20 protein-coding genes are annotated in these 24257 nt (G+C 71.2%); 17 read left to right on the top strand and 3 right to left on the bottom strand.

All coding sequences use genetic code 11. From position 1 onward, the window contains the following. Nucleotides 1–80 precede the first annotated feature (80 nt). From ACZ3TI_RS32820 to ACZ3TI_RS32900, 17 genes are all read left to right on the top strand, one after another. Nucleotides 81–635, top strand: coding sequence for a NuoB/complex I 20 kDa subunit family protein (locus tag ACZ3TI_RS32820; protein ID WP_363575516.1), 555 nt, complete (start codon nucleotides 81–83; stop codon nucleotides 633–635). Further along, nucleotides 632–1345: an NADH-quinone oxidoreductase subunit C gene (locus ACZ3TI_RS32825; protein WP_465732702.1), complete on the top strand. Its 714-nt coding sequence runs from the start codon at nucleotides 632–634 to the stop codon at nucleotides 1343–1345. Before ACZ3TI_RS32820 ends, ACZ3TI_RS32825 begins: the two co-directional genes overlap by 4 nt. Next, the gene (locus ACZ3TI_RS32830; RefSeq protein WP_465732704.1) at nucleotides 1345–2697 is read left to right on the top strand and encodes an NADH-quinone oxidoreductase subunit D; all 1353 of its coding nucleotides are present in this window, start codon (nucleotides 1345–1347) and stop codon (nucleotides 2695–2697) included. Before ACZ3TI_RS32825 ends, ACZ3TI_RS32830 begins: the two co-directional genes overlap by 1 nt. Before the next feature lie 17 nt (nucleotides 2698–2714). After that, nucleotides 2715–3524, top strand: a complete 810-nt coding sequence (gene nuoE / locus ACZ3TI_RS32835) for an NADH-quinone oxidoreductase subunit NuoE (RefSeq protein WP_465732759.1) — start codon at nucleotides 2715–2717, stop codon at nucleotides 3522–3524. Then, a complete protein-coding gene (nuoF, locus tag ACZ3TI_RS32840; RefSeq protein WP_465732706.1) occupies nucleotides 3524–4885 on the top strand; it encodes an NADH-quinone oxidoreductase subunit NuoF in 1362 nt (453 codons plus the stop codon). Before nuoE ends, nuoF begins: the two co-directional genes overlap by 1 nt. Then, nucleotides 4882–7401: an NADH-quinone oxidoreductase subunit G gene (locus tag ACZ3TI_RS32845; protein ID WP_465732708.1), complete on the top strand. Its 2520-nt coding sequence runs from the start codon at nucleotides 4882–4884 to the stop codon at nucleotides 7399–7401. Before nuoF ends, ACZ3TI_RS32845 begins: the two co-directional genes overlap by 4 nt. Beyond that, nucleotides 7398–8756 (top strand): NADH-quinone oxidoreductase subunit NuoH, encoded by a 1359-nt coding sequence (nuoH, locus tag ACZ3TI_RS32850; RefSeq protein ID WP_465732710.1) that lies wholly within the window; start codon nucleotides 7398–7400, stop codon nucleotides 8754–8756. The genes ACZ3TI_RS32845 and nuoH overlap by 4 nt, the downstream gene beginning before the upstream one ends. Nucleotides 8757–8762: 6 nt before the next feature. Next, nucleotides 8763–9383 carry an NADH-quinone oxidoreductase subunit NuoI gene (gene nuoI / locus ACZ3TI_RS32855; protein WP_465732712.1) on the top strand — a complete coding sequence of 207 codons (621 nt, stop codon included), beginning with the start codon at nucleotides 8763–8765 and terminating at the stop codon, nucleotides 9381–9383. Then, nucleotides 9383–10339, top strand: coding sequence for an NADH-quinone oxidoreductase subunit J (locus ACZ3TI_RS32860; RefSeq protein ID WP_465732761.1), 957 nt, complete (start codon nucleotides 9383–9385; stop codon nucleotides 10337–10339). The genes nuoI and ACZ3TI_RS32860 overlap by 1 nt, the downstream gene beginning before the upstream one ends. After that, nucleotides 10336–10635 carry an NADH-quinone oxidoreductase subunit NuoK gene (nuoK, locus tag ACZ3TI_RS32865; RefSeq protein WP_465732714.1) on the top strand — a complete coding sequence of 100 codons (300 nt, stop codon included), beginning with the start codon at nucleotides 10336–10338 and terminating at the stop codon, nucleotides 10633–10635. The genes ACZ3TI_RS32860 and nuoK overlap by 4 nt, the downstream gene beginning before the upstream one ends. 14 nt (nucleotides 10636–10649) lie before the next feature. Continuing rightward, nucleotides 10650–12545 (top strand): NADH-quinone oxidoreductase subunit L, encoded by a 1896-nt coding sequence (gene nuoL, locus ACZ3TI_RS32870; RefSeq protein ID WP_465732716.1) that lies wholly within the window; start codon nucleotides 10650–10652, stop codon nucleotides 12543–12545. A gap of 34 nt (nucleotides 12546–12579) precedes the next feature. Continuing rightward, nucleotides 12580–14199: an NADH-quinone oxidoreductase subunit M gene (locus tag ACZ3TI_RS32875; RefSeq protein WP_465732718.1), complete on the top strand. Its 1620-nt coding sequence runs from the start codon at nucleotides 12580–12582 to the stop codon at nucleotides 14197–14199. After that, the gene (gene nuoN, locus ACZ3TI_RS32880) at nucleotides 14196–15833 is read left to right on the top strand and encodes an NADH-quinone oxidoreductase subunit NuoN (protein ID WP_465732720.1); all 1638 of its coding nucleotides are present in this window, start codon (nucleotides 14196–14198) and stop codon (nucleotides 15831–15833) included. Before ACZ3TI_RS32875 ends, nuoN begins: the two co-directional genes overlap by 4 nt. A gap of 310 nt (nucleotides 15834–16143) precedes the next feature. Next, nucleotides 16144–17154, top strand: coding sequence for a polyprenyl synthetase family protein (locus ACZ3TI_RS32885; protein WP_465732722.1), 1011 nt, complete (start codon nucleotides 16144–16146; stop codon nucleotides 17152–17154). Nucleotides 17155–17255: 101 nt separating this feature from the next. Beyond that, the gene (locus ACZ3TI_RS32890; protein WP_465732724.1) at nucleotides 17256–17918 is read left to right on the top strand and encodes a response regulator; all 663 of its coding nucleotides are present in this window, start codon (nucleotides 17256–17258) and stop codon (nucleotides 17916–17918) included. Nucleotides 17919–18243: 325 nt separating this feature from the next. Further along, nucleotides 18244–20148 (top strand): 2-oxoacid:acceptor oxidoreductase subunit alpha, encoded by a 1905-nt coding sequence (locus ACZ3TI_RS32895; protein WP_465732763.1) that lies wholly within the window; start codon nucleotides 18244–18246, stop codon nucleotides 20146–20148. Beyond that, a complete protein-coding gene (locus ACZ3TI_RS32900; protein ID WP_465732726.1) occupies nucleotides 20145–21209 on the top strand; it encodes a 2-oxoacid:ferredoxin oxidoreductase subunit beta in 1065 nt (354 codons plus the stop codon). The genes ACZ3TI_RS32895 and ACZ3TI_RS32900 overlap by 4 nt, the downstream gene beginning before the upstream one ends. Before the next feature lie 73 nt (nucleotides 21210–21282). Here the strand turns inward: ACZ3TI_RS32900 and ACZ3TI_RS32905 are convergent, their stop codons facing one another. From ACZ3TI_RS32905 to ACZ3TI_RS32915, 3 genes are all read right to left on the bottom strand, one after another. Then, on the bottom strand, nucleotides 21283–21663 hold the full coding sequence (locus ACZ3TI_RS32905) for a VOC family protein (protein ID WP_465732728.1): 381 nt from the start codon (nucleotides 21661–21663) through the stop codon (nucleotides 21283–21285). Between the two features lie 188 nt (nucleotides 21664–21851). Further along, nucleotides 21852–23561, bottom strand: coding sequence for an LCP family protein (locus ACZ3TI_RS32910; protein ID WP_465732730.1), 1710 nt, complete (start codon nucleotides 23559–23561; stop codon nucleotides 21852–21854). After that, nucleotides 23554–23904, bottom strand: coding sequence for a DUF6542 domain-containing protein (locus ACZ3TI_RS32915; RefSeq protein WP_465732732.1), 351 nt, complete (start codon nucleotides 23902–23904; stop codon nucleotides 23554–23556). Before ACZ3TI_RS32915 ends, ACZ3TI_RS32910 begins: the two co-directional genes overlap by 8 nt. Between the last annotated feature and the right edge of the window lie 353 nt (nucleotides 23905–24257).

Genomic DNA, 24257 nt, shown 5'->3' on the forward strand with positions numbered 1-24257 from the left:
CGTACGACCGCTTGTGAATCGGCGGACAAGCCGGAACCGGCCGACGTATCAGAGGACTTGAGGGCATTGAGAGGGATCTGATGGGAATCGAGGAGAAGCTGCCGAGCGGCTTTCTGCTCACGACCGTGGAGACGGCCGCCGGCTGGGTGCGCAAGGCGTCACTCTTCCCGGCCACCTTCGGTCTGGCCTGCTGCGCGATCGAGATGATGACCACCGGTGCCGGCCGCTACGACCTGGCCCGGTTCGGTATGGAGGTCTTCCGGGGCTCCCCCCGGCAGGCCGATCTGATGATCGTGGCGGGCCGGGTGAGCCAGAAGATGGCACCGGTGCTGCGCCAGGTGTACGACCAGATGCCCAATCCCAAGTGGGTCATCTCGATGGGCGTCTGCGCCTCGTCCGGCGGGATGTTCAACAACTACGCGATCGTGCAGGGCGTCGACCACATCGTCCCGGTCGACATCTACCTGCCCGGCTGTCCGCCCCGTCCGGAGATGCTGATGGACGCCATCCTGAAGCTGCACGACAAGATCCGGCACGAGCCGCTGGGCGTGAACCGGCGTCGGGCCGAGGAGCTCGGCGAGGCGCTGGCCCTGCAGGCCACCCCGATCAGCGAGATGCGGGGGCAGCTGCGATGAACGAGCAGGTACCCGAGACCCGCCGCGAGCAGCCGGTCCGCGAGATCCCGGTCGAGGTGGTCGGCCGCCGCCAGGGCATGTTCGGTGCCAAGGACAGCGGCGACACCTCCGGCTTCGGCGGCCTGGTGGCCCCGATCGTGCTGCCCGGCCCGAGCGAACGCCCGTACGGCGGATGGTTCGACGAGGTCGCCGACGAGCTGGAGGGCGCCCTGGAGGAGCAGGACCTGGACCCGGCCGACGTGATCGAGAAGACCGTGGTCGACCGCGGCGAGCTCACCTTCCACATCGACCGCGAGCACCTGCTGAAGACCGTCCGCGTCCTGCGCGACGACCCGGCGCTGCGCTTCGAACTGTGCCTGGGCGTGAGCGGCGTGCACTACCCCGGCGACAAGGGCCGCGAGCTGCACGCGGTCTACCACCTGCGCTCGATCACCCATGGCCGGCTGATCCGGCTGGAGGTCACCGCGCCCGACGCCGACCCGCGTATCCCCTCCGTGGTGAGCGTCTACCCGACCAACGACTGGCACGAGCGCGAGGCCTACGACTTCTTCGGCCTGGTCTTCGACGGCCACCCGGCGCTCACCCGGATCATGATGCCGGACGACTGGCTGGGCCACCCCCAGCGCAAGGACTACCCGCTCGGCGGCATCCCCGTCGAGTACAAGGGCGCCCAGATCCCGGCTCCCGACCAGCGGAGGTCGTACAGCTGATGAGCACTCAGCACTACGAAGAGATCCACGGGGAAGCCGCGGAGGCGGACGCCCGCGAGACCACCGAGGGCCGGGTCTTCACCGTCACCGGCGGTGACTGGGGCGAGGTGGTCGAGGCGGTCGGCCGGGCCGACGACGAGCGCATCATCGTCAACATGGGCCCCCAGCACCCGTCCACCCACGGCGTGCTGCGGCTGATCCTGGAGATCGACGGCGAGACGGTGAAGGAGGCCCGCTGCGGCATCGGCTACCTCCACACCGGCATCGAGAAGAACATGGAGTTCCGCAGCTGGGTCCAGGGCACCACCTTCGTGACCCGCATGGACTACCTGACGCCGCTGTTCAACGAGACCGCCTACTGCCTGGCGGTGGAGAAGCTGCTCGGCATCACCGACGACGTCCCGGACCGGGCCAACGTCATCCGGGTGATGATGATGGAGCTCAACCGGATCGCCTCGCACCTGGTCTGCCTGGCCACCGGTGGCATGGAGATCGGCTCCACCACCCTGATGATCTACGGCTTCCGGGACCGCGAGCTGATCCTGGACGTCTTCGAGCTGGTCACCGGTCTGCGCATGAACCACGCGTACGTGCGCCCCGGCGGCCTCGCCCAGGACCTGCCGCCCGGCGCGGTCGACCAGATCCGCGAGGCGGTCAAGGTCTTCCGCTCCCGGATGCACGAGTACGACAAACTCGCCACCGGCAACCCCGTGTTCAAGGCCCGCCTGGTCGACGTCGGCTTCCTGGACCTGCCCGGCTGCCTGGCCCTCGGCGCCACCGGCCCGATCCTGCGCGCCACCGGCCTGCCGCACGACCTGCGCAAGACCGACCCGTACTGCGGTTACGAGGACTACGACTTCGAGGTCGCGATCGCCGACAGCGCCGACTCGTACGGCCGCTTCCTGATCCGCCTGGAGGAGATGAAGCAGTCGCTGCGGATCGTCGAGCAGTGCCTGGACCGGCTGCGCCCGGGCCCGGTCATGGTGGCGGACAAGAAGATCGCCTGGCCCGCCCAACTGGCCGTCGGGCCGGACGGGATGGGCAACTCCCTCGACCACATCCGCAAGATCATGGGCACCTCGATGGAGGCCCTGATCCACCACTTCAAGCTGGTCACCGAGGGCTTCCGGGTCCCGGCCGGCCAGGCGTACGCGGCGGTCGAGTCGCCCAAGGGCGAGCTGGGCGTGCACGTGGTCAGCGACGGCGGGACGCGCCCGTACCGGGTCCACTTCCGGGACCCGTCGTTCACCAATCTGCAGACGATGGCGGCGATGTGCGAGGGCGGCCAGGTGGCCGACGTGATCGTCGCGGTGGCCGGGATCGACCCGGTGATGGGAGGCGTGGACCGGTGACCAACGTCGAACTCGGACTGCCGGCGCTGCCGGCCGCACCGTACCCCGAGGAGGTGCGCACCCGGCTGGCCTCCGACGCCGCCGAGCTGATCGCCCGATACCCGCAGCCGCGCTCGGCGCTGCTGCCCCTGTTGCACCTGGTGCAGGCCGAGGAGGGCTTCGTCAGCCCGACCGGGATCCGGTTCTGCGCCGAGCAGTTGGACCTCACCACCGCCGAGGTCACCGCCGTCGCGACCTTCTACACCATGTACCGGCGCCGTCCGGCCGGGAAGTACCACGTCGGGGTCTGCACCAACACCCTGTGCGCGGTGCTCGGCGGCGACCAGATCTTCGCCGAGCTCCAGGATCACCTGGGCATCCGCAACAACGAGACCACCGAGGACGGCGAGATCTCGATCGAGCACATCGAGTGCAATGCGGCCTGCGACTACGCGCCCGTGGTGATGGTCAACTGGGAGTTCTTCGACAACCAGACCCCGGAGAGCGCCCGGCAGCTGGTCGACGACCTGCGCGCCGGCCGCGAGGCCCGGCCCACCCGCGGTGCCCGGCTGTGCGACTTCAAGGAGACCGCCCGGATCCTGGCCGGCTTCCCGGACGAGCGCCCTGGTGCCAACGACGAGTCCGGCGCCGGCGGCGCGCCCTCCCTGGCCGGCCTGCGGCTGTCCCGCGGCGAGGCCCTGCCCGGCACCCCCGGCACCCGGGTCGTCTCCCCCCGCAACGAGCCGCCGCGCAACGAGCCGCCGCGCAACGAGTCGCCGCGCAACGAGTCGCCGCGCAACGAGCCGCCGCGCAACGAGGGCACCGGCCAGGAAGGGAGCGAGGCGTGATGACCTCCGCCGAGCCGGCCGAGAAGCTGCTCACCCCCGTCCTGTCCGACTCCTGGGACGACAGCCGCCCCTGGACGCTCGACACCTACCGCCGCCACCACGGCTACGAGGGCCTCAAGGCGGCCCTCGCCATGCCCCCGGACGACGTGATCGCCCTGGTCAAGGACTCCGGCCTGCGCGGCCGCGGCGGCGCTGGCTTCCCCACCGGCATGAAGTGGCAGTTCATCCCGCAGAACGACGGCAAGCCGCACTACCTGGTGGTCAACGCGGACGAGTCAGAGCCGGGCACCTGCAAGGACATCCCGCTGCTGTTCGCCAACCCGCACTCCCTCATCGAGGGGATGATCATCGCCTCCTACGCGATCCGCTGCGACCACGCGTTCGTCTACCTGCGCGGCGAGGTCGTCCCGGTGCTGCGCCGGCTGCACGCGGCCGTCGCCGAGGCGTACGAGGCGGGCCTGCTGGGCCGGAACATCCTCGGCTCCGGCGTCGACCTCGACATCACCGTGCACGCCGGCGCCGGCGCGTACATCTGCGGCGAGGAGACGGCGCTGCTGGACTCGCTGGAGGGCCGCCGCGGCCAGCCCCGGCTGCGGCCCCCGTTCCCGGCGATCGCCGGTCTGTACGCCTGCCCGACGGTGGTCAACAACGTCGAGTCGATCGCCTCGGTGCCGCCGATCCTGGCCCGCGGCAAGGAGTGGTTCAAGGGCCTGGGCACCGAGAAGTCCCCCGGCTTCACGCTCTACTCGCTCTCCGGTCACGTCACCAACCCGGGCCAGTACGAGGCCCCGCTGGGCATCACCCTGCGCCAGCTGCTGGACCTCAGCGGCGGCATCCGCCCCGGGCACCGGCTGAAGTTCTGGACCCCGGGCGGCTCCTCCACCCCGATGTTCACCGACGAGCACCTCGACGTCCCGCTGGACTACGAGGGCGTCGGCGCGGCCGGCTCGATGCTCGGCACCAAGGCGCTGCAGGTCTTCGACGAGACCACCTGCGTGGTGCGGGCGGTGACCCGCTGGACGGAGTTCTACGCGCACGAGTCCTGCGGCAAGTGCACCCCCTGCCGCGAGGGCACGTACTGGCTGGTCCAGCTGCTCGAGCGGATCGAGGCGGGCGAGGGCGTCGAGGGGGACCTGGAGAAGCTCCTCGACATCGCCGACAACATCAACGGCAAGTCCTTCTGCGCGCTGGGCGACGGCGCGGCCAGCCCGATCGTCTCCTCGCTCCAGCACTTCCGGGCCGAGTACGAGCAGCACCTGGCCGAGCGCCGCTGCCCGTTCGACCCGGCCGCCTCCACCGTCTGGGCCGACGGCCCCCGCCCCGGCCACCAGTCCGCCACCGAAAGGGAGGTGCACGCGTGACGATCACAGAGCCAACCGCCTCCACGGGAGACAAGCCCGCGGTCGAACTGGTCACGCTCACCATCGACGGCGTCGAAGTGCAGGTCCCCAAGGGGACGTTGGTGATCCGAGCGGCCGAGACCATCGGCACCCAGATCCCGCGCTTCTGCGACCACCCGCTGCTCGATCCGGCCGGCGCCTGCCGGCAGTGCATCGTCGAGATCGAGGGCCAGCGCAAGCCGGTCGCCTCCTGCACCATCCCGGTGGCCGAGGGCATGGTGGTGCGCACCCAGCTCAGCTCGCCGGTGGCCGAGAAGGCGCAGCGCGGCGTGATGGAGCTGCTGCTGATCAACCACCCGCTGGACTGCCCGGTCTGCGACAAGGGCGGCGAGTGCCCGCTGCAGAACCAGGCGATGTCCAACGGTGCCGCCGACTCCCGTTTCGAGGGCATGAAGCGCACTTACGAGAAGCCGGTCCCGATCAGCAGCCAGGTGCTGCTGGACCGCGAGCGCTGCGTGCTGTGCGCGCGCTGCACCCGGTTCTCGCAGCAGATCGCCGGGGACCCGTTCATCGACCTGGTGGAGCGCGGCGCGCTGCAGCAGGTCGGCACCGGCGAGGGGGACGACTTCGACTCGTACTTCTCCGGGAACACCATCCAGATCTGCCCGGTGGGCGCGCTGACCTCGGCGGCCTACCGGTTCCGCTCGCGCCCCTTCGACCTGGTCTCCTCGCCGAGCGTGTGCGAGCACTGCTCGGCGGGCTGCGCGCAGCGCACCGACCACCGGCGCGGCAAGGTGCTGCGCCGGCTGGCGGGCGAGGACCCGGCGGTGAACGAGGAGTGGAACTGCGACAAGGGCCGCTTCGCCTTCCGCTACGCGCAGCAGCGGGACCGGCTGACCACCCCGCTGGTGCGGGTGGACGGCGAGCTGGTGCCGGCGTCCTGGCCGGAGGCGCTGGCGAGGGCCGCCGAGGGCCTGCGCGGCGCCCGGACGGGCGTGCTGGCCGGCGGCCGGGGGACGGTCGAGGACGCCTACGCCTACGCCAAGTTCGCGCGGGTGGTGCTGGGCACCAACGACGTGGACTTCCGGGCCCGCCCGCACAGCGGCGAGGAGGCGGACTTCCTGGCCGCGGCCGTGGCCGGGCGGGGCGTCGACGTGGACGGCGACGGCCTGACGTACGAGCGGCTGGAGCAGGCGCCGACGGTGCTGCTGGCGGGCTTCGAGCCGGAGGAGGAGTCGCCGATCGTCTTCCTGCGGCTGCGCAAGGCGGTCCGCGGCCGCGGCCAGAAGGTGTTCTCGGTGGCCGCGTTCGGTTCCCGGGGCCTGGCCAAGTTGCGCGGTGCGCTGCTGCCGGCCGCGCCGGGCACCGAGCCGGAGTGGCTCGCGGCGCTGGCGGCGGACGAGCCGCTGAACGACGACGCGGGCCGGGCGGCCGAACTGCTGCGCGCGCCGGGCGCGGTGATCCTGGCGGGCGAACGGCTGGCCGCCGTCCCGGGTGCGCTGACGGCGGTGCTGCGGCTGGCGCACGCGACCGGTGCGCAGCTGGCGTGGGTGCCGCGCCGGGCCGGTGAGCGCGGGGCCGTGGAGGCGGGTGCGCTGCCGGGCCTGCTGCCCGGTGGGCGTCCGGTGGCCGCTCCGGCGGCGCGGGCCGAGGCGGCCGCGGCGTGGGGCGTGGCGGAGCTGCCGTCCAAGCCGGGCCGGTCCACCGACCAGATCCTGGCGGCGGCCGCGCAGGGCGAGTTGGACGCGCTGCTGGTCGGCGGCGTGGACCCGGACGACCTGCCGGACCCTGCCCTGGCCGACGAGGCGCTGGCGGCGGTGCCGTTCGTGGTGTCGCTGGAGCTGCGGCCCTCGGCGGTGACGGCGCGCGCGGACGTGGTGCTGCCGGTGGCGGCGGTGGCGGAGAAGGCCGGCACCTTCCTGGACTGGGAGGGCCGGGTGCGGATGTTCGAGTCGGCGCTCAAGCCGGACCAGCAGATGGGCGGTCACCTGCAGTCGGACCTGAGGGTGCTGAGCATGCTGGCGGACGCGCTGGGCCACCGGCTGGGCCTGCCCGACGTCCGGGCGGCGCGGCTGGAGCTGGACGCCTTCGCCCCCTGGGAGGGCGACCGCGCGGCCGATCCGGCGGCGCATCCCGGCCTGCTGCCCCGTCCGGCCACCGGCCAGGCGGTGCTGGCGGGTTGGCGCCAGCTGCTGGACAACGGCACGCTGCAGCAGGGCGATCCGCACCTGGCGGGCACCCGGCACCGGGCGGTGGCCCGGATCTCGGCCGAGACGGCGAAGGAGATCGGTGCCGAGGCGTCCGCCGCGCTGCGGCTGACCGGCCCGGCCGGCTCGCTGACCCTGCCGCTGGAGGTCACCGACTCGCTCCCGGACCGCACGGTCTGGATCCCGCTCAACTCCACGCCGGGCGGCGCCCACCGCACGCTCGGCACCACCGTCGGCCACCTGGTCACGATCGCCGCGGCCGAGGCCGAGCCCGAGCCGGCGGCGCAGGCCCCGCTCGGAGCGGCCGCGGGCGAAGGGGAGGACCGATGACGACTCCGCAGCCGTACGAGACGCTCCAGTTCTTCGGCCAGGACCCGTGGTGGCTGGTCCTGCTGAAGGCGGTGTTCTGCTTCGCCTTCCTGGTCCTGACGGTGTTGGTCGCGATCGTCTGGGAGCGCAAGGTGGTGGCCTGGATGCAGCTGCGCATCGGGCCGAACCGGCACGGGCCCTGGGGCCTGCTGCAGTCGCTGGCGGACGGCGTGAAGCTGGCGCTGAAGGAAGACCTGGTGGTCAAGGGCTCGGACAAGGCGGTCTACATCCTGGCCCCGATCGTCTGCGCCATCCCCGCGTTCATGGCGTTCGCGGTGATCCCGTTCGGTCCGGCCGGCAACGAGGTGTCGATCTTCGGCACCCGGACGGCGATGCAGCTGACCGACTTCCCGGTCGCGCTGCTCTACATCCTGGCCACCGCCTCGATCGGCATCTACGGCATCGTGCTGGCCGGCTGGTCCTCCGGGTCGACGTACCCGCTGCTGGGCGGGCTGCGCTCGGCCGCGCAGATGATCAGCTACGAGATCGCGATGGGCCTGTCCTTCGCGGCGGTGTTCATCTACTCGGGCTCGATGTCGACCTCGGAGATCGTGGCGCACCAGCAGCCGACCTGGTTCGCGGTGCTGCTGCCGGTCTCGTTCATCGTCTACGTCATCGCGATGGTCGGGGAGACCAACCGAGCGCCGTTCGACCTCCCGGAGGCCGAGGGCGAGCTGGTCGGCGGCTTCAACACCGAGTACTCCTCGCTGAAGTTCGCGATGTTCATGCTGGCCGAGTACGTGAACATGGTGACGGTCTCGGCGGTGGCCTCGACCCTCTTCCTCGGCGGCTGGCGGGCCCCGTGGCCGGTGTCGACCTTCTGGGAGGGCGCCAACCACGGCTGGTGGCCGATGCTGTGGATCACGCTGAAGATCCAGCTGCTGCTGTTCTTCTTCATCTGGCTGCGCGGCACGCTGCCCCGGTTCCGCTACGACCAGTTCATGAAGCTGGGCTGGAAGGTGCTGATCCCGGTCTCGCTGGTGTGGCTGGTGCTGATCGCCAGCGTGCGGGCGCTGCGCAACGAGGGCTACGGCTTCGGCGAGGTGGTGCTGTACGTGGGCGCCCCGGTCGGGGTGGTGCTGCTGCTGGTGCTGCTGCGGGACTTCCTGAGGAAGCAGCCGGAGGCCGAAGCGGCGCCTCCGGGTGGGGGCACCTCCCGGCCGGAGGCCGGGGGAGGGTTCGACCCGATGGCGGGCGGCTACCCGGTGCCGCCGCTGCCCGGCCAGGAGCTCCCGCCGGTGCCGCGCCGACGCAGCCGCGCCCCGAAGCAACTCCAGGACGCCCTCAACGGGGCCGACCATTCCGAAGGGAGCTGAACCGAGATGTCGTCCGACCAGTCTGACAAGTCCGACCGTACGGACCGGCCCGAGCGGGCCGACCGGCCGTCGATCCTCGGCCCGGCCGCCGGCTTCGGCGTGACCTTCAAGGCCATGTTCAAGAAGCGGCTCACCGAGCAGTACCCGGAGCAGAAGAAGCCCACCGCTCCGCGCTTCCACGGCCGCCACCAGCTGAACCGGCACCCGGACGGCCTGGAGAAGTGCGTCGGCTGCGAGCTGTGCGCGTGGGCGTGCCCGGCCGACGCGATCTACGTGGAGGGCGCGGACAACCGGGACGAGGAGCGCTACTCGCCGGGCGAGCGCTACGGCGCGGTGTACCAGATCAACTACGCCCGCTGCATCCTGTGCGGCTTGTGCATCGAGGCCTGTCCGACCCGCGCGCTGACCATGACCAACGAGTACGAGCTGGCGGACTCCACCCGGCGGGACCTGATCTTCACCAAGGAGCAGCTGCTGGTGGGCCTGTCCGAGGGCATGGTCGACACCCCGCACGCGATCTACCCGGGCGCCGACGAGGGCGCGTACTACCGGGGCGAGATCACCGCGGCGGCGCCGGGGACGGAACAGCAGGAGCGCACCGACCGGGAGAAGGAGGCGCAGCAGTGATCGGGCAACTCGCAGCCGCGACCGGGACGACCTCCACGGGTGAGGCCGTCCAGTTCTGGGTGCTCGCGGTGGTCGCGGTCGGCGGCGCGCTCGGCATGCTGCTGATGCGCAAGGCCGTGCACAGCGCGCTCTGCCTGGCGGCCACCATGCTGGCGCTGGCGGTCTGTTACATGGCCCAGGGCGCGGTGTTCCTGGGCGTGGTGCAGATCGTGGTCTACACCGGCGCGATCATGATGCTGTTCCTGTTCGTGGTGATGCTGGTCGGCGTCACCAGCGAGGACTCCCTGAAGGAGCAGCTGAAGGGCCAGCGGTTCGCCGCGGTGTTGTGCGGGCTGGGCTTCGGCGTGCTGCTGATCGCCGGGATCGCCAACGCGAAGCTGGACCACTTCACCGGGCTGACCGAGGCGAACGCCGAGGGCAACGTGCCGGGCCTGGCCCGGCTGATCTTCACCCGGTACGTGTGGGCCTTCGAGGTCACCGGCGCGCTGCTGATCACCGCGGCGATCGGTGCGATGGTGCTGACCCACCGGGAGCACGTGAAGGCGCCGAAGACCCAGCGCGAGCTGGCCGCCCAGCGGGTCAAGGACAACATCCAGCTGCCGCCGCTGCCGGCGCCGGGCGTGTACGCGCGGCACAACGCGGTCGACGTCCCGGCGCTGCTGCCGGACGGCACGGTCGCCGAAGACTCGGTGATGGCGACGCTGCGCGAGCGCGGTCAGATCCGGGACGTCAGCCAGGCGATGCTGCAGCGGATGGCGGAGCTGGAGAACAGCACGGCGGACTGGCTGGGCCGTCCGTCCTCCGAGCGCCCGGCGGTGGCCGGTCCGCGCAAGTCCCTGGAGCCGGCGAACGCCAACGGCGCCAACAACGCGAACAACGCGAACAACGCCAACAACGCGAACAACGCGAACAACGCGAACAAGGCCAACGGGGCGAACGGGGAGGGCGCGAAGTGAATCCGGTCAACTACCTCTACCTCTCCGCGCTGTTGTTCACCATCGGCGCGTCCGGTGTGCTGATCCGGCGCAACGCGATCGTGCTGTTCATGTGCGTGGAGCTGATGCTGAACGCCTCGAACCTCGCGCTGGTGACCTTCTCGCGGATGCACGGCACCCTGGACGGCCAGATCATCGCGTTCTTCACGATGGTGGTCGCGGCGGCCGAGGTCGTGGTCGGCCTCGCCATCATCGTCACCATCTTCCGGACCAGGCACTCCGCTTCGGTCGACGACAGCAACCTGATGAAGCTGTAGGCGGAGGGCCTTCGGTGAACTCTCTCATTCCGCTGCTGGTGGCGGCTCCACTGGCCGGCGCCGCCCTGCTGCTGCTCGGCGGCCGGGCGCTGGACCGGTTCGGCCACTGGCTGGCCACCGCGCTCGCGGCGCTCTCGTTCGGCTTCGGCCTGGCGCTCTTCTCGGACATGCTCGGCCGCGACGCCGAGCACCGGGCGATCGGCAAGTTCCTGTACAGCTGGATCCCGGTGAACGGCTTCCAGGCCGACATGGCCTTCCGGCTCGACCAGCTGTCGATGACCTTCGTCCTGCTGATCACCGGCGTCGGCACGCTGATCCACCTCTACTCGGTCGGCTACATGGCGCACGACGAGCGCCGCCGCCGCTTCTTCGCGTACCTCAACCTGTTCCTGGCCGCCATGCTGCTGCTGGTGGTCGCCGACAACTACCTGCTGCTGTACTTCGGTTGGGAGGGCGTGGGCCTGGCCTCGTACCTGCTGATCGGCTTCTGGCAGCACAAGCCGAGCGCGGCGACGGCGGCGAAGAAGGCCTTCCTCGTCAACCGGGTCGGCGACATGGGCCTGTCCATCGCGATCATGCTGATGTTCGCCGAGTTCGGCTCCTTCGCCTTCGAGCCGGTCTTCAGCGGCGCCCACCAGGCGAGTGAGGGCAAGCTGACGGCGATCGGCCTGATGCTGCTGCTCGCGGCCTGTGGCAAGTCGGCGCAGGTACCGCTGCAGTCCTGGCTCGGGGACGCCATGGAGGGCCCGACCCCGGTCTCCGCGCTGATCCACGCGGCCACCATGGTGACCGCCGGCGTCTACCTGATCACCCGCTCCTCGGCGATCTTCGACCTGGCGCCGGAAGCGCAGACCGCCGTGGTGGCGGTCGGCGCGGTCACGCTGCTGTTCGGTGCGATCGTCGGTTGCGCCAAGGACGACATCAAGAAGGCGCTGGCCGGCTCGACCATGTCGCAGATCGGCTACATGGTGCTGGCGGCCGGGCTCGGCCCGATCGGCTACGCCTTCGCGATCATGCACCTGGTGACCCACGGCTTCTTCAAGGCCGGGCTGTTCCTCGGCGCCGGGTCGGTCATGCACGGCATGGACGACGAGGTGAACATGCGTCACTACGGCGGCCTGCGCACGTACATGCCGGTCACCTTCGTCACGTTCGGCCTCGGCTACCTGGCGATCATCGGCTTCCCCGGCCTGTCCGGGTTCTTCTCCAAGGACAAGATCATCGAGGCGGCCTTCGCCAAGGGCGGCACCGAGGGCTGGATCCTCGGCCTGTGCGCGCTGGTCGGCGCCGCCGTCACCGCGTTCTACATGACGCGGGTGATGGTGCTGACCTTCTTCGGTGAGAAGCGCTGGCAGCCGGACGCGGAGGGCAACGCCCCGCACCCGCACGAGTCGCCGAGGACCATGACGGTCCCGATGGTCCTGCTGGCCTTCGGCTCGGTCTTCGCGGGCGGGCTGTTCGCCTTCAACGACTCCTTCCTGAAGTGGCTGGAGCCGGTCACCGGGTACCAGGAGGGCAACTCCCCGCTCTCCCCGCTGACCGTCACCCTGCTGACCACGGCCTGCATGCTGGCCGGCGTCGGCCTCGCGTACCTGATGTACGGGCGCTCGCCGGTCCCGGTGGTGCCGCCGGTCGGCTCCCCGCTCACCCGGGCCGCCCGCCGCGACCTGCTGCAGGACGACTTCAACCACGCGGTGCTGGTGCGGCCGGGCTCGGCGCTCGCCGCGACGCTGGTCTACTTCGACAGCCGCGGCCTGGACGGCTTCGTCAACGGCCTCGCGGCCGCGATCGGCGGCCTGTCCGGCCGGCTGCGGCGGGTCCAGAACGGCTTCGTCCGCTCGTACGCGCTCTCCATGTTCGGCGGCACGCTGGTGCTGGTCGCCACGACTCTCCTGATGAGGTCCGTCTGATGACTCGCGCAGATTCCACGTGGGGGGTGCGGCCATGAGCGCACTGCTGAGTGCCACCTGCGCCGTCCCGGCGGCCGGTGCGGTGCTGACCGCCGCCCTGCCCGCCGGGTCGACGGAGGCCCGGCGCAGGACCACCAAGGCTGTCGCCCTGGGAGTCTCGGCCGTCACCCTGGCGCTGGCCGCCGTGGTGGCGACGCAGTTCGACCCGCACGGCGACCGCTACCAGCTGACCGAGTCGTACAGCTGGATCCGCTCCATCGGCATCACCTTCTCGCTCGGCGTCGACGGCATCGGCGCCGTCCTCGCCCTGCTCACCGCCGTCCTGGTGCCGATGGTGATGCTCGCCTCCTGGCACGACGCCGACCCGGCCCCGGCCGGGCCCGACGGGACCTTCGAGAACCTCCGCCGCACCCAGGGCTTCTTCGCCCTGATCCTGGCGGTGGAGGCGATGGTGGTCGTCTCCTTCTACGCCACCGACGTCTTCGTGTTCTACGTGTTCTTCGAAGCCATGCTGATCCCGATGTACTTCCTGATCGGCGGCTTCGGCGACCGGGCCGGTGGCCCCGAGGCGGCGCGCCAGCGCTCGTACGCGGCCATGAAGTTCCTGCTCTACAACCTGCTCGGCGGCCTGGTCATGCTGGCCGCCGTGATCGGCCTGTACGTGATCGCGCAGGACCAGGGCTTCGGCACCTTCGACCTGCAGACCCTCACCTCGGCGATCGCCGACGGGCGGCTGCAGCTGTCCGGCACCGCCGAGAAGGCGCTGTTCCTGGGCTTCTTCTTCGCCTTCGCGGTGAAGGCCCCGCTGTGGCCGCTGCACACCTGGCTGCCGAACGCGATGGGCGAGGCCACCGCCGGCACCGCGGTGCTGATCACCGCGGTAGTGGACAAGGTCGGCACCTTCGCGATGCTGCGCTTCTGCCTCGGGCTGTTCCCGCACGCCTCGAAGACCTTCGCCCCGGCGATCCTGGTCCTCTCGCTGGTCGGGATCGTCTACGGCGCGCTGCTGGCGGTCGGCCAGAAGGACATCAAGCGGCTGGTCGCCTACGCCTCGATCTCGCACTTCGGCTTCATCATCATGGGGATCTTCGCGCTGACCAGCCAGGGTCAGAGCGGCGCCACCCTCTACATGGTCAACCACGGCCTCTCCACCGCCGCGTGGATGCTGGTGGCCGGGTTCCTGATCTCCCGCCGCGGCTCGCGGCTGATCGCCGACTACGGCGGCGTGCAGAAGGTCGCCCCGGTGCTCGCCGGGACCTTCCTGATCGGCAGCCTGGCGACCCTGTCGCTGCCCGGCCTCGCCCCGTTCGTCAGCGAGTTCCTGGTGCTGGTGGGCACCTTCACCCGCTACCCGGTGATCGGGATCATCGCGACCTTCGGCATCGTGCTGGCCGCGCTGTACGCCCTGCTGCTGTACCAGCGCACCATGACCGGCCCGGTGAAGGAGGGCGTGCGCGCGATCCCCGACCTCAAGGCCCGCGAACTCGCCGTGGTCGCCCCGCTGGTGGCGCTGACGATCCTGTTCGGCGTCTACCCCAAGCCGCTCACCGACCTGGTCAACCCCTCGGTGAACGCCACGCTCTCGCAGGTCCACGAGACCGACCCGGCGCCGGCCCACCCCGTCGCCGCCACCCCAGGAGGTGAGCAGAAGTGAACGCCACCGCAGTGCTCGCCGCCGCCGGCGGCAACACCCCCAGCATTCCGGCGCCGCACATCGAGTACGGCCAACTCTCCCCGATGCTGGTGGTGTTCGGCGCCGCCGTGGCCGGCATCCTGGTGGAGGCCTTCGTGCCCCGCCGGTACCGGCACTGGACGCAGGTGACGCTCGCCCTGGCCGGGCTGGTCGGCGCCTTCGTCGCCGTGGTGGTGCTGGCCGTGCAGAGCCACGGATTCACCCGGATCGACCTGCTGGCCATGGAGTCGGTCGCGCTGGACGGCCCGGCGCTGTTCCTGCAGGGCGTGATCCTGCTGGCCGCGGTGGTCGCGGTGCTCACCTACGCCGAGCGGAAGCTGGAGCCCAAGGCCGGCGGTCTGCCCGCCGACGCCTTCGCCGCCCAGGCCTCCGCCACCCCCGGCGGCGAGCAGGAGCGGGCCGCGGTCCGGGCCGGCTTCGCCACCACCGAGGTCTTCCCACTCACCCTGTTCGCGGTCGGCGGCATGCTGCTGTTCCCCGCCGCCAACGACCTGCTGACGATGTTCGTGGCGCTGGAGGTCTTCTCCCTGCCGCTGTACCTGCTGTGCGCCCTGGCCCGCCGCCGCCGGCTGCTCTCCCAGGAGGCGGCGGTCAAGTACTTCCTGCTCGGCGCCTTCGCCTCGGCGTTCTTCCTGTTCGGCACCGCGCTGCTGTACGGCTACGCGGGCAGCGTGAAGCTCGGCGACATCGGGGACGTCATCGCGGGCAAGGCGATGACCACCCCCGCGCAGCTGAGCAGCACCCGGACCGACGTGCTGGTGCTGACCGGCCTGGCGATGCTGTCGGTCGGCCTGCTGTTCAAGGTCGCTGCGGTGCCCTTCCACTCCTGGACCCCGGACGTCTACCAGGGCGCGCCCACCCCGGTGACCGGCTTCATGGCGGCGGCCACCAAGGTCGCGGCCTTCGGCGCCTTCCTGCGGCTGTTCTACGTGGCCTTCCCGGGCCTGCGGCTGGACTGGCGGCCGGTGATGTGGGGCGTCGCGATCCTCACCATGGTCGTCGGCGCGGTGCTGGCGGTGACCCAGCAGGACGTGAAGCGGCTCCTGGCGTACTCCTCGATCGCGCACGCCGGCTTCATCCTGACCGGCGTGATCGCCGTCAACAAGCAGGGCATCTCCTCGGTGTTGTTCTACCTGCTGGCGTACTCCTTCGTGACGCTCGGCGCCTTCGCCGTGGTCACCCTGGTGCGCGATTCCAAGGGGGAGGCGACCCACCTGTCCAGCTGGGCCGGGCTCGGGCGGCGCTCGCCGCTGGTGGCCGCGGTGTTCGCGCTGTTCCTGCTGGCCTTCGCCGGGATCCCGCTGACCTCCGGCTTCACCGGGAAGTTCGCCGTCTTCCAGGCCGCGGCAAGCGGCGGGGCCACGCCGCTGGTGATCGTCGGTGTGCTGAGCTCGGCGGTGGCCGCGTTCTTCTATATCCGGGTCATCGTGCTGATGTTCTTCTCGGACCCGCAGCCGGGTGGGCCCACGGTGGCGATCCCGAGCCCCTTCACGGCGACCGCGATCGGGGTGGGGGTACTGGTCACGCTGGGTCTCGGCCTGCTGCCGCAGTACTTCCTCGACCTCGCCTCGAAGGCCTCGTTGTTCGTGCGCTGACCTTCGGCGTCCGCCGCCCCCGACCAGGGCCCGTCCGGGCCGCGCCCCGTCCGCGCGGCCCGGACGGGTCTTTGTCGGGAACGGCGGCCGGAACGTACCGGTGAGTCTGACGCCTTTATTTCCAGCCGAATTCGCCCCCCACCGCCGCACGGCCCGCACAGCCGCCCTGACCTGGGCATCCGGCCCGATCATGACAGGATCCGCACGCCCGTGCAGTGATCCACTCCCGACCGGATACCCTGCCTTATGGCCAGCGGCGGCACTCAGGGACCAGGCCGCTAGATCGACCAGGGACAGAGGAGTGGTCTTCGTGACCGTCGTGGAACCCTTCGGGCTCAGCGTGCAGGACCGCGACCTGACCCGGGACGTCCAGGCCGGACTGGACGCGGTGGAGGCGGCGCTCGGCGAGGCCGTCAAGAGCGACGTCCCCTTCATCACCGTCACCGCCAGTCACCTCCTCGAGGCCGGCGGCAAGCGCTTCCGCCCGCTGCTCCTGCTGCTCGCCGCCCAGTTCGGCGACCCGGGGGCGCCCGGCGTGGTGCCCGCCGCCGTCGTCGTCGAGTTGACCCACCTGGCCACGCTGTACCACGACGACGTCATGGACGAGGCCCCGGTGCGCCGCGGCGCGCCGAGCGCGAACTCCCGCTGGGACAACTCGGTCGCCATCCTCACCGGCGACTTCCTGTTCTCCCGCGCCTCCCAGGTGCTCGCCGACCTCGGCCCGGAGGCCGTGCGGATGCAGGCCGAGGCCTTCGAGCGGCTGGTCACCGGCCAGATCCTGGAGACCAGGGGCCCCGGCGCGGAGATGGACCCGCTGCTGCACTACCTGGACGTCCTGGAGGGCAAGACCGGCTCGCTGATCGCCGTCTCCTGCCGGATAGGAGCACTGATGGCCGGCGCCGAGCCCGCACTGGTGGACACCCTCGGCGAGTTCGGCGAGCGGATCGGCATCGCCTTCCAGCTGGCCGACGACGTGCTCGACATCGCCAGCGACGGCCACGAGTCCGGCAAGACCCCCGGCACCGACCTGCGCGAGGGCGTGCCCACCCTGCCGACCCTGCTGCTGCAGCAGATGCCCGCCGACCCGGCCGACGAGGACGACGCCCGGCTGCGCGAGCTGCTCGCCCAGGACCTCGCGGACGACGAGCTGCACGCCGAGGCGCTGCGCCTGATGCGGGCCCACCCCGCGCTGGAGCGCGCCCGCGCCGAGACGCTGCGCCGGGCCGAGGAGGCCCGCGCACTGCTCGCCCCGCTGCCGGACTGCCCGGCGAAGGCGGCCCTGGAGGGCCTCTGCGACGCGGTGGCCATCCGCACCATGTGACGCGGTTCCCCGGTCCCGGCAGAACCCGCGGATCGGGCCGACCGGCCCCCGGAATGGGGGAGACTGACTCCCGTCAGCTCACCCCAGCCGGAAAGGTCGCCATGCGTCGCGTCGTCATCGCCGAGGACTCCGTACTGCTGCGGGAGGGACTGACCCGGCTGCTCACCGATCGCGGCCTGGAGGTCGTCGCGGGCGTTGGGGACGGCGAAGCCCTGGTGAAGACCATCCACGACCTGGCCGCGGCCGACGCGCTGCCCGACGTGGTGGTCTCCGACGTGCGGATGCCGCCGACCCACACTGACGAGGGCCTGCGCGCCTGCGTCGAGCTGCGCGGCCGCTACCCGCAGCTGAACGTGCTAGTGCTGTCGCAGTTCGTGGAGGAACGTTACGCCTCGGAGCTGCTGGCCGGATCCACCCGAGGTGTCGGCTACCTGCTGAAGGACCGGGTCGCCGAGGTGCGCGAGTTCGCCGACGCGGTGGTCCGGGTCGCCGACGGCGGCACCGCGCTGGACCCGGAGGTCGTGCAGCAGCTGCTCAGCCGCAGCCGCAAGGGCGACGTTCTGGCCAATCTCACCCCGCGTGAGCGCGAAGTGCTCGCCCTGATGGCCGAGGGCCGCACCAACGCCGCGGTGGCCAAGCAGCTGGTGGTCTCCGACGGCGCGGTGGAGAAGCACGTCAGCAACATCTTCCTCAAGTTGGGCCTGGCCCAGAGCCCGGAGGACCACCGCCGGGTGCTGGCGGTGCTGACGTACCTCAACTCCTAGCCGGGAGCCCCGACTCCGGCCGGGGGATCGGGAACGGCCGCCGGAATCGGAATGATCTCCGGCGGTCGGACGTTCTTCGTGGTGTGCGGTACGGGCGCGGGCCGGTGATTTCCCGCCGCACGCGGGAGTTCCGTCCCTGGCCGACTCCACCCGCATAGGATGCGGGAGGTGCACCAAGCGGACGGGGCACGGGGCCGCGCCCGCGGTGGTGTGCCCTAGGAGGTCCGCGGCAGTGACCAGTCAGGTCGATCAGTCAGAGGCAGTGGACGGCTCGGACGGCGACGAGGCCCGGGCGGGGAGCGGCGGCGTTCGCTCCGGCTCGACGGTGCCCGCCGGCCCCCCGGCTCCGGGCGGCCCGCCACCCGGGCGCGCCAAGCCGATCCGCAGACTCGACCGGGTGATCATCCGCTTCGCCGGCGACTCCGGTGACGGCATGCAGCTCACCGGTGACCGGTTCACCTCGGAGACGGCGTCCTTCGGCAACGACCTCTCCACGCTGCCGAACTTCCCGGCCGAGATCCGGGCCCCCGCCGGCACCCTGCCGGGCGTCTCGTCCTTCCAGCTGCACTTCGCCGACCACGACATCCTGACCCCGGGCGACGCCCCGAACGTGCTGGTCGCGATGAACCCGGCCGCGCTGAAGGCGAACCTGCCGGACCTCCCGCGCGGCGCGGAGATCATCGTCAACACCGACGAGTTCACCAAGCGCGCGCTGGCGAAGGTCGGTTACCCGGCGGACCCGCTGACCGACGGCTCGCTGGACGGCTTCCACCTGCACAAGGTGCCGCTGACCACGCTGACCCTGGAGGCGCTCAAGGACAGCGGCCTGGCGCGCAAGGACGCCGAACGGGCGAAGAACATGTTCGCCCTGGGCCTGCTGTCCTGGATGTACCACCGGCCCACGCACGGCACGGAGTCGTTCCTGCGCAGCAAGTTCGCGAAGAAGCCGCAGATCGCCGAGGCGAACATCCACGCCTTCCGGGCGGGCTGGAACTTCGGCGAGACCACCGAGTCCTTCGCGGTCTCCTACGAGGTGTCGCCGGCCAAGCTCCCGGCCGGTCGCTACCGCAACATCTCCGGCAACCTCGCCCTGTCCTACGGGCTGATCGCCGCCGCGCAGCGCTCGGGCCTGCCGCTGTACCTGGGCTCGTACCCGATCACCCCGGCCTCGGACATCCTGCACGAGCTGAGCAAGCACAAGAACTTCGGGGTGCGCACCTTCCAGGCGGAGGACGAGATCGCCGGCATCGGTGCCGCGCTCGGCGCCGCGTTCGGCGGGGCGCTCGGCGTGACCACCACCTCCGGGCCGGGCGTGGCGCTCAAGAGCGAGACGATCGGTCTGGCGGTGTCGCTCGAACTCCCGCTGCTGGTCGTGGACATCCAGCGCGGCGGCCCCTCCACCGGGCTGCCGACCAAGACCGAGCAGGCGGACCTGCTGCAGGCGATGTTCGGGCGCAACGGCGAGGCGCCGGTGCCGATCGTCGCCCCGGCCACGCCCGCCGAGTGCTTCGACGCGGCGCTGGAGGCGGCCCGGATCGCGGTCGCCTACCGCACTCCGGTCTTCCTGCTCTCCGACGGCTACCTGGCCAATGGCTCGGAGCCCTGGCGGATCCCCGAGGTCGACGAACTGCCCGAGATCGACCCGCAGTTCGCGACCGGCCCGAACCGCGAGGACGGCGCCTTCTGGCCGTACCTGCGGGACCCGAAGACGCTGGCACGACCCTGGGCGCTGCCCGGCACGGCCGGTCTGGAGCACCGGATCGGCGGCATCGAGAAGCAGGACGGCACCGGGAACATCTCCTACGACCCGGCCAACCACGACTTCATGGTCCGCACCCGGCAGGCCAAGGTCGACGGCATCACCGTCAAGCCGGTGGAGGTGGACGATCCGAGCGGCGACGCCCGGGTGCTGGTCCTCGGCTGGGGCTCGACGTACGGGCCGATCACCGCGGCGGTGCGCCGGGTGCGCGCGGACGGGGGCGAGGTCGCCCAGGCGCACCTGCGCAACCTCAACCCCTTCCCGGCCAACCTGGGCGCGGTGCTGCGGAGTTACGAGAAGGTCATCGTGCCCGAGATGAACCTCGGGCAGCTCGCCCTGCTGCTGCGGGCGAAGTACCTGGTGGACGCCGAGTCCTACAACCAGGTGCGCGGACTGCCGTTCAAGGCGGCCCAGTTGGCGGACGTGCTGTGGGCCGCGATCGGCACCCTGGACGAGGAGGACCACCGATGACCGAGCGGAGCGAGCACCGCTTCCCGTCCCTGCGGCTGGTGCCGAAGGACGAAGCGCCGCAGAGCGCGCGGGACTTCAAGACCGACCAGGAGGTGCGCTGGTGTCCCGGCTGCGGGGACTACGCGATCCTCGCGGCGGTGCAGTCCTTCATGCCGGAGCTGGGCATCAAGCGCGAGAACACGGTCTTCGTCTCGGGCATCGGCTGCTCCTCGCGCTTCCCGTACTACATGAACACCTACGGGGTGCACTCGATCCACGGGCGGGCGCCGGCGATCGCGACCGGTCTGGCCTCCTCGCGGCAGGACCTCAGCGTGTGGGTGGTGACGGGTGACGGTGACGCGCTGTCGATCGGCGGCAACCACCTGATCCACGCGCTGCGGCGGAACGTCAATCTGAAGATCCTGCTGTTCAACAACCGGATCTACGGCCTCACCAAGGGCCAGTACTCACCGACCAGCGAGCTCGGCAAGATCACCAAGTCCACGCCGATGGGTTCGCTGGACGCGCCGTTCAACCCGCTGTCGCTGGCGCTCGGCGCCGAGGCCACCTTCGTCGCGCGCACCATCGACTCCGACCGCCAGCACCTGCAGTCGGTGCTGCGGGCGGCCGCCGCGCACGAGGGCACGGCGCTGGTGGAGATCTACCAGAACTGCAACATCTTCAACGACGGCGCCTTCGAGGTGCTGAAGGACGCCGGCACCCGGGACGAGGCGCTGATCCGGCTGGAGCACGGGCAGGCCGTCCGCTTCGGCGCGGACGGCGCCAACGGCGTCTTCCGGGGCCCGGACGGCGAGCTGTTCACCGCGCCCGTCACGGCGGAGAACGAGGCGGACGTGCTGGTCCACAACGCGCACGCGGCCAGCCCTGCCACCGCCTTCGCGCTCTCCCGGATCGCCGACGCGGACACCCTGCACCACACGCCGATCGGCGTGCTGCGCAGCGTCGAACGGCCCGTCTACGACGAGCTGATGGCGAGCCAGCTGGCCACCGCCGCCGCCCACCGCGGCCCGGGGGACCTGGCTACCCTGCTGACCGGCAACGACACCTGGACGGTGGACTGACCGGTCCCCGAGACGCGTCGGCGCCCCCTGTCCCGGCCGGGACAGGGGGCGCCGGTCGTTGTGGCGGCCGGGACTACTGCTCGGCCCACTCCACCAGCTCGATCACGACCCCGTTCGGGTCGGCGACCTGGAACAGCTTCTCGCCCCACGGCTCCTCGCGCAGCGGCAGGGTGATCGCGACCCCCTCCGCGCGCAGCCGCTGCTCCTCGGCGGCGATGTCCTCGACGACGAACGCCAGGATCACGCCGTCCGCGATCCGGTGGCGCTGCTCCTCCGGCAGGACCTCCAGGCCGCGCCGCAGGTAGACGACGTTGACCCCGCCGCCCGGGTGCTTGAGCGAGACGAAGCCGTCGGCCGACATCTCCTCGGTGTAGCCGAAGTGCCGCTGGAGGAAGGCGGCGGAGACGGTGACGTCCTCGACGGTCAGGGAGACGGCGGTGGTGGTGATCTGCAAAGCGAGAACCCTCTCGTCGGCATCCATGGCAGAACGTGGCACCCGCGGTAGCTGTGGCAGCCGGGCGGTTACCCCGTACGCAGTACACTATACAGAGTACGGAGAAATGGGCCAGAGGAATGCCCGAAGGGGGCTCCCAGTGCGGGAGCCCCCTTCGGGCGGGCGGTGCGGTGCGGATCAGGTGCGGGTCAGTAGACGCAGGGGATGCCGCCGTCGGACTGGGCGTCGACGCCGGGGCCCTGCATCGGCAGGTTGGCCACCGGGTCGGCGGAGGAGCCGGCCGGGGCGGCGGGCTTGTCGGCGTCGACTCCGGTGAAGCCGGTGCCGAGGGTGACCACGACGCGGTCCGCGCCGACGGTGGCGGACGCGGCGGCGGTCACGCCGTATCGGGCGGCGATCTGGTCGGCGGCGTCCTTGGCGCCCTTGCCGTAGGTGACGGTGGTGGTCTTCGGCTTGGTGGCCGCCGAGCCGGTCCGGCCCTCCTTGAACCCCATCGCGACCAGGGCCTTGGACTCCGCGGCGGAGGAGACCCCGGTGGCCGAGGAGGCGTTGAAGACGTCCACGGTGACGGCCTTGGCGGCGGTCGGCGTGGGGGTGGGCGTCGGGGTCGGCGCGGGCTCGGCGGTCGAGCCCCCCTCCGGAGCCGGCGCGGGCGCGGCGTCGGCGTAGCCGAACAGCTGCTTGACGACCTTCTGGACCTTCGCCGGGGTCACCAGGTTGACGTCCTGGCCGTTGCGGCTGCCGAACCCGTCGAAGGTCAGGGTGTTGAACTCGACGTTCCCGCCGGTCAGCGCCGGGGCCTGCTGGGCGAAGTCGAGGATGTTCCACTCGTTGTCGATGACGAGGTCCTTCTGGATGACGCTCATCAGCTCCTGCATCTTGCCGAGGTCGCCGACGATGCCCTTCTGCTTCAGGTTGTGCACCACGGCGGAGATGAAGGCCTGCTGGCGGTGGGTGCGCGCGAAGTCGCCGGAGTTGCCGTCGGGGCCGTCGAGGTTGTGGCGCTGGCGGACGAAGGAGAGCGCCTGGGAGGCGTTGAGGGTGTTGATGCCCTTCTTGAAGTCCGCGCCGGAGCCCTGGCCCTCCATGGCCGGGTCCTTGGTGTCGTGGGTGAGGCAGACCTGGATCGGCTCGACCGCCTTGGCGATGTCGTAGAAGCCCATCAGGTTGACCTCGGCTATGTGGTCGATGGGCTGGTCGAGGAACTTCTGCACGGTGCGGATGGTCGCCGCGCGCCCGATGTCGCGGCCCGCCTTCTCCAGGGCGGCCCCCTTGAGCCCCTTGGCCCGCAGACCCGCGTCGGCCTTCTCCTTGGCCGCGCCGTAGGCCTCCTTGATCTTGGCCATGCCCAGTTGGGAGCCGTCGGCGTTGTAGGTCATGACGTAGTCGTCGCGCGGTATGGAGACCGCCTGCACCTTGCCGCCGTTCGCCGGGATGTGCAGCAGGATCAGCGAGTTGGTGTTGTAGCCGCCGATGTCGGAGCTGTGGCCGGCGTGCAGCTCGTCCTGGACGAACTGCGGGGGCAGGTCCGAGCCGTCCATGTTCTTGCGGCTGTCCAGGCCGATCAGCAGCAGGTTCACCGAGTTGTCGAGGTGCTTGGGGGCGTCCTTCTTCGTGTCGGCGATGACGTTGGAGGTGGTCATCCCGTCGGTGAGCTGCTTGTACTCGTACCAGACCACCCCGCTGGCGGCGAACACCGCCAGCCCGACGGTGCAGGCCACCACCCGGCCCGCGATCAGCAGCGGGGACCGGGTACGGGCCGGGGCCTGGGCGGACCTACGGGCGGCGGCGCGGCCGCCCTCCTGCTGCTCGCCGCGCCCGGCGCTCCCGGGGTCCGGCGTGTTCCCGGGGTCCGGCGTGTTCCGAGGGTTCCCGGCGTTTCCAGGGTGCTCAGCCACGGTGCCTCCTCCGGTCCCGGACCACCCGGACCACGATCACCAGGAGGGCCGCCGCGGCGGCCTCCGCCATCACGGGAAAGCCGTGCACCACCCATTTCGCCGTGCCGGTGGCCAACGCCTTGCCCCGGTAGAGCTCGCGGTTGGCCAGCAGCTCGGCGGCGGCCGTCACGCCCAGGACGACCAGCGGGGAGGCGGCGAGCACCCACCACCAGCCGCTGCGGGTGCTCAGCGCGGCGGCCAGGCCGGTGCCGAGCACCGCGGTCAGCGTGAACGCCAGCCCCATGCCCGGACCGGAGAGCTCGCTGATCGCCGCGCCCGCGATCGGCAGCCCGACCGCGGCCACCGCCGGAAGGGCGGGCCCGCCGGAGAAGGGGCGTTTCGGGCGGGCCGCGGGCCTGTCCGCCGCCCGCCGCCGTGAACCCTGGTCGGACGACCGTCCTCGCTGCCCCGCCACGCACTCACCCCCGGTGTCTTCCGTGTTCCGCGCGCCACGGTGGCGCCCGCGCCGGTTGCCCGTCCGTAAGTCCGTTCGTGGCGCTGCCAGTTCTGGACGTCTGTGCGGGCCGACCGGTTCCCGTGCGCGGTCGGATCGCCGCTGATCCGAGAAAGGTGCTTCCGGTTTTTCTCTACACGGGTGTAGAGATTCTATGCGGCACGGCAGGCGTGTTCGGTCGCGGGTCCGGGTCGGGCTCCGTC

The organism is Kitasatospora sp. NPDC023120, assembly GCF_055560835.1.

What these genes read in the sequence shown, in the direction of transcription:
- ACZ3TI_RS32830 (WP_465732704.1), top strand. Translation starts at nt 1,345, where the DNA reads ATGAGCACTCAGCACTACGAAGAGATCCACGGGGAAGCCGCGGAGGCG.
- nuoF (WP_465732706.1), top strand. Translation starts at nt 3,524, where the DNA reads ATGACCTCCGCCGAGCCGGCCGAGAAGCTGCTCACCCCCGTCCTGTCC.
- ACZ3TI_RS32875 (WP_465732718.1), top strand. Translation starts at nt 12,580, where the DNA reads ATGAGCGCACTGCTGAGTGCCACCTGCGCCGTCCCGGCGGCCGGTGCG.
- ACZ3TI_RS32890 (WP_465732724.1), top strand. Translation starts at nt 17,256, where the DNA reads ATGCGTCGCGTCGTCATCGCCGAGGACTCCGTACTGCTGCGGGAGGGA.
- ACZ3TI_RS32825 (WP_465732702.1), top strand. Translation starts at nt 632, where the DNA reads ATGAACGAGCAGGTACCCGAGACCCGCCGCGAGCAGCCGGTCCGCGAG.
- ACZ3TI_RS32820 (WP_363575516.1), top strand. Translation starts at nt 81, where the DNA reads ATGGGAATCGAGGAGAAGCTGCCGAGCGGCTTTCTGCTCACGACCGTG.
- nuoH (WP_465732710.1), top strand. Translation starts at nt 7,398, where the DNA reads ATGACGACTCCGCAGCCGTACGAGACGCTCCAGTTCTTCGGCCAGGAC.
- ACZ3TI_RS32900 (WP_465732726.1), top strand. Translation starts at nt 20,145, where the DNA reads ATGACCGAGCGGAGCGAGCACCGCTTCCCGTCCCTGCGGCTGGTGCCG.
- nuoI (WP_465732712.1), top strand. Translation starts at nt 8,763, where the DNA reads ATGTCGTCCGACCAGTCTGACAAGTCCGACCGTACGGACCGGCCCGAG.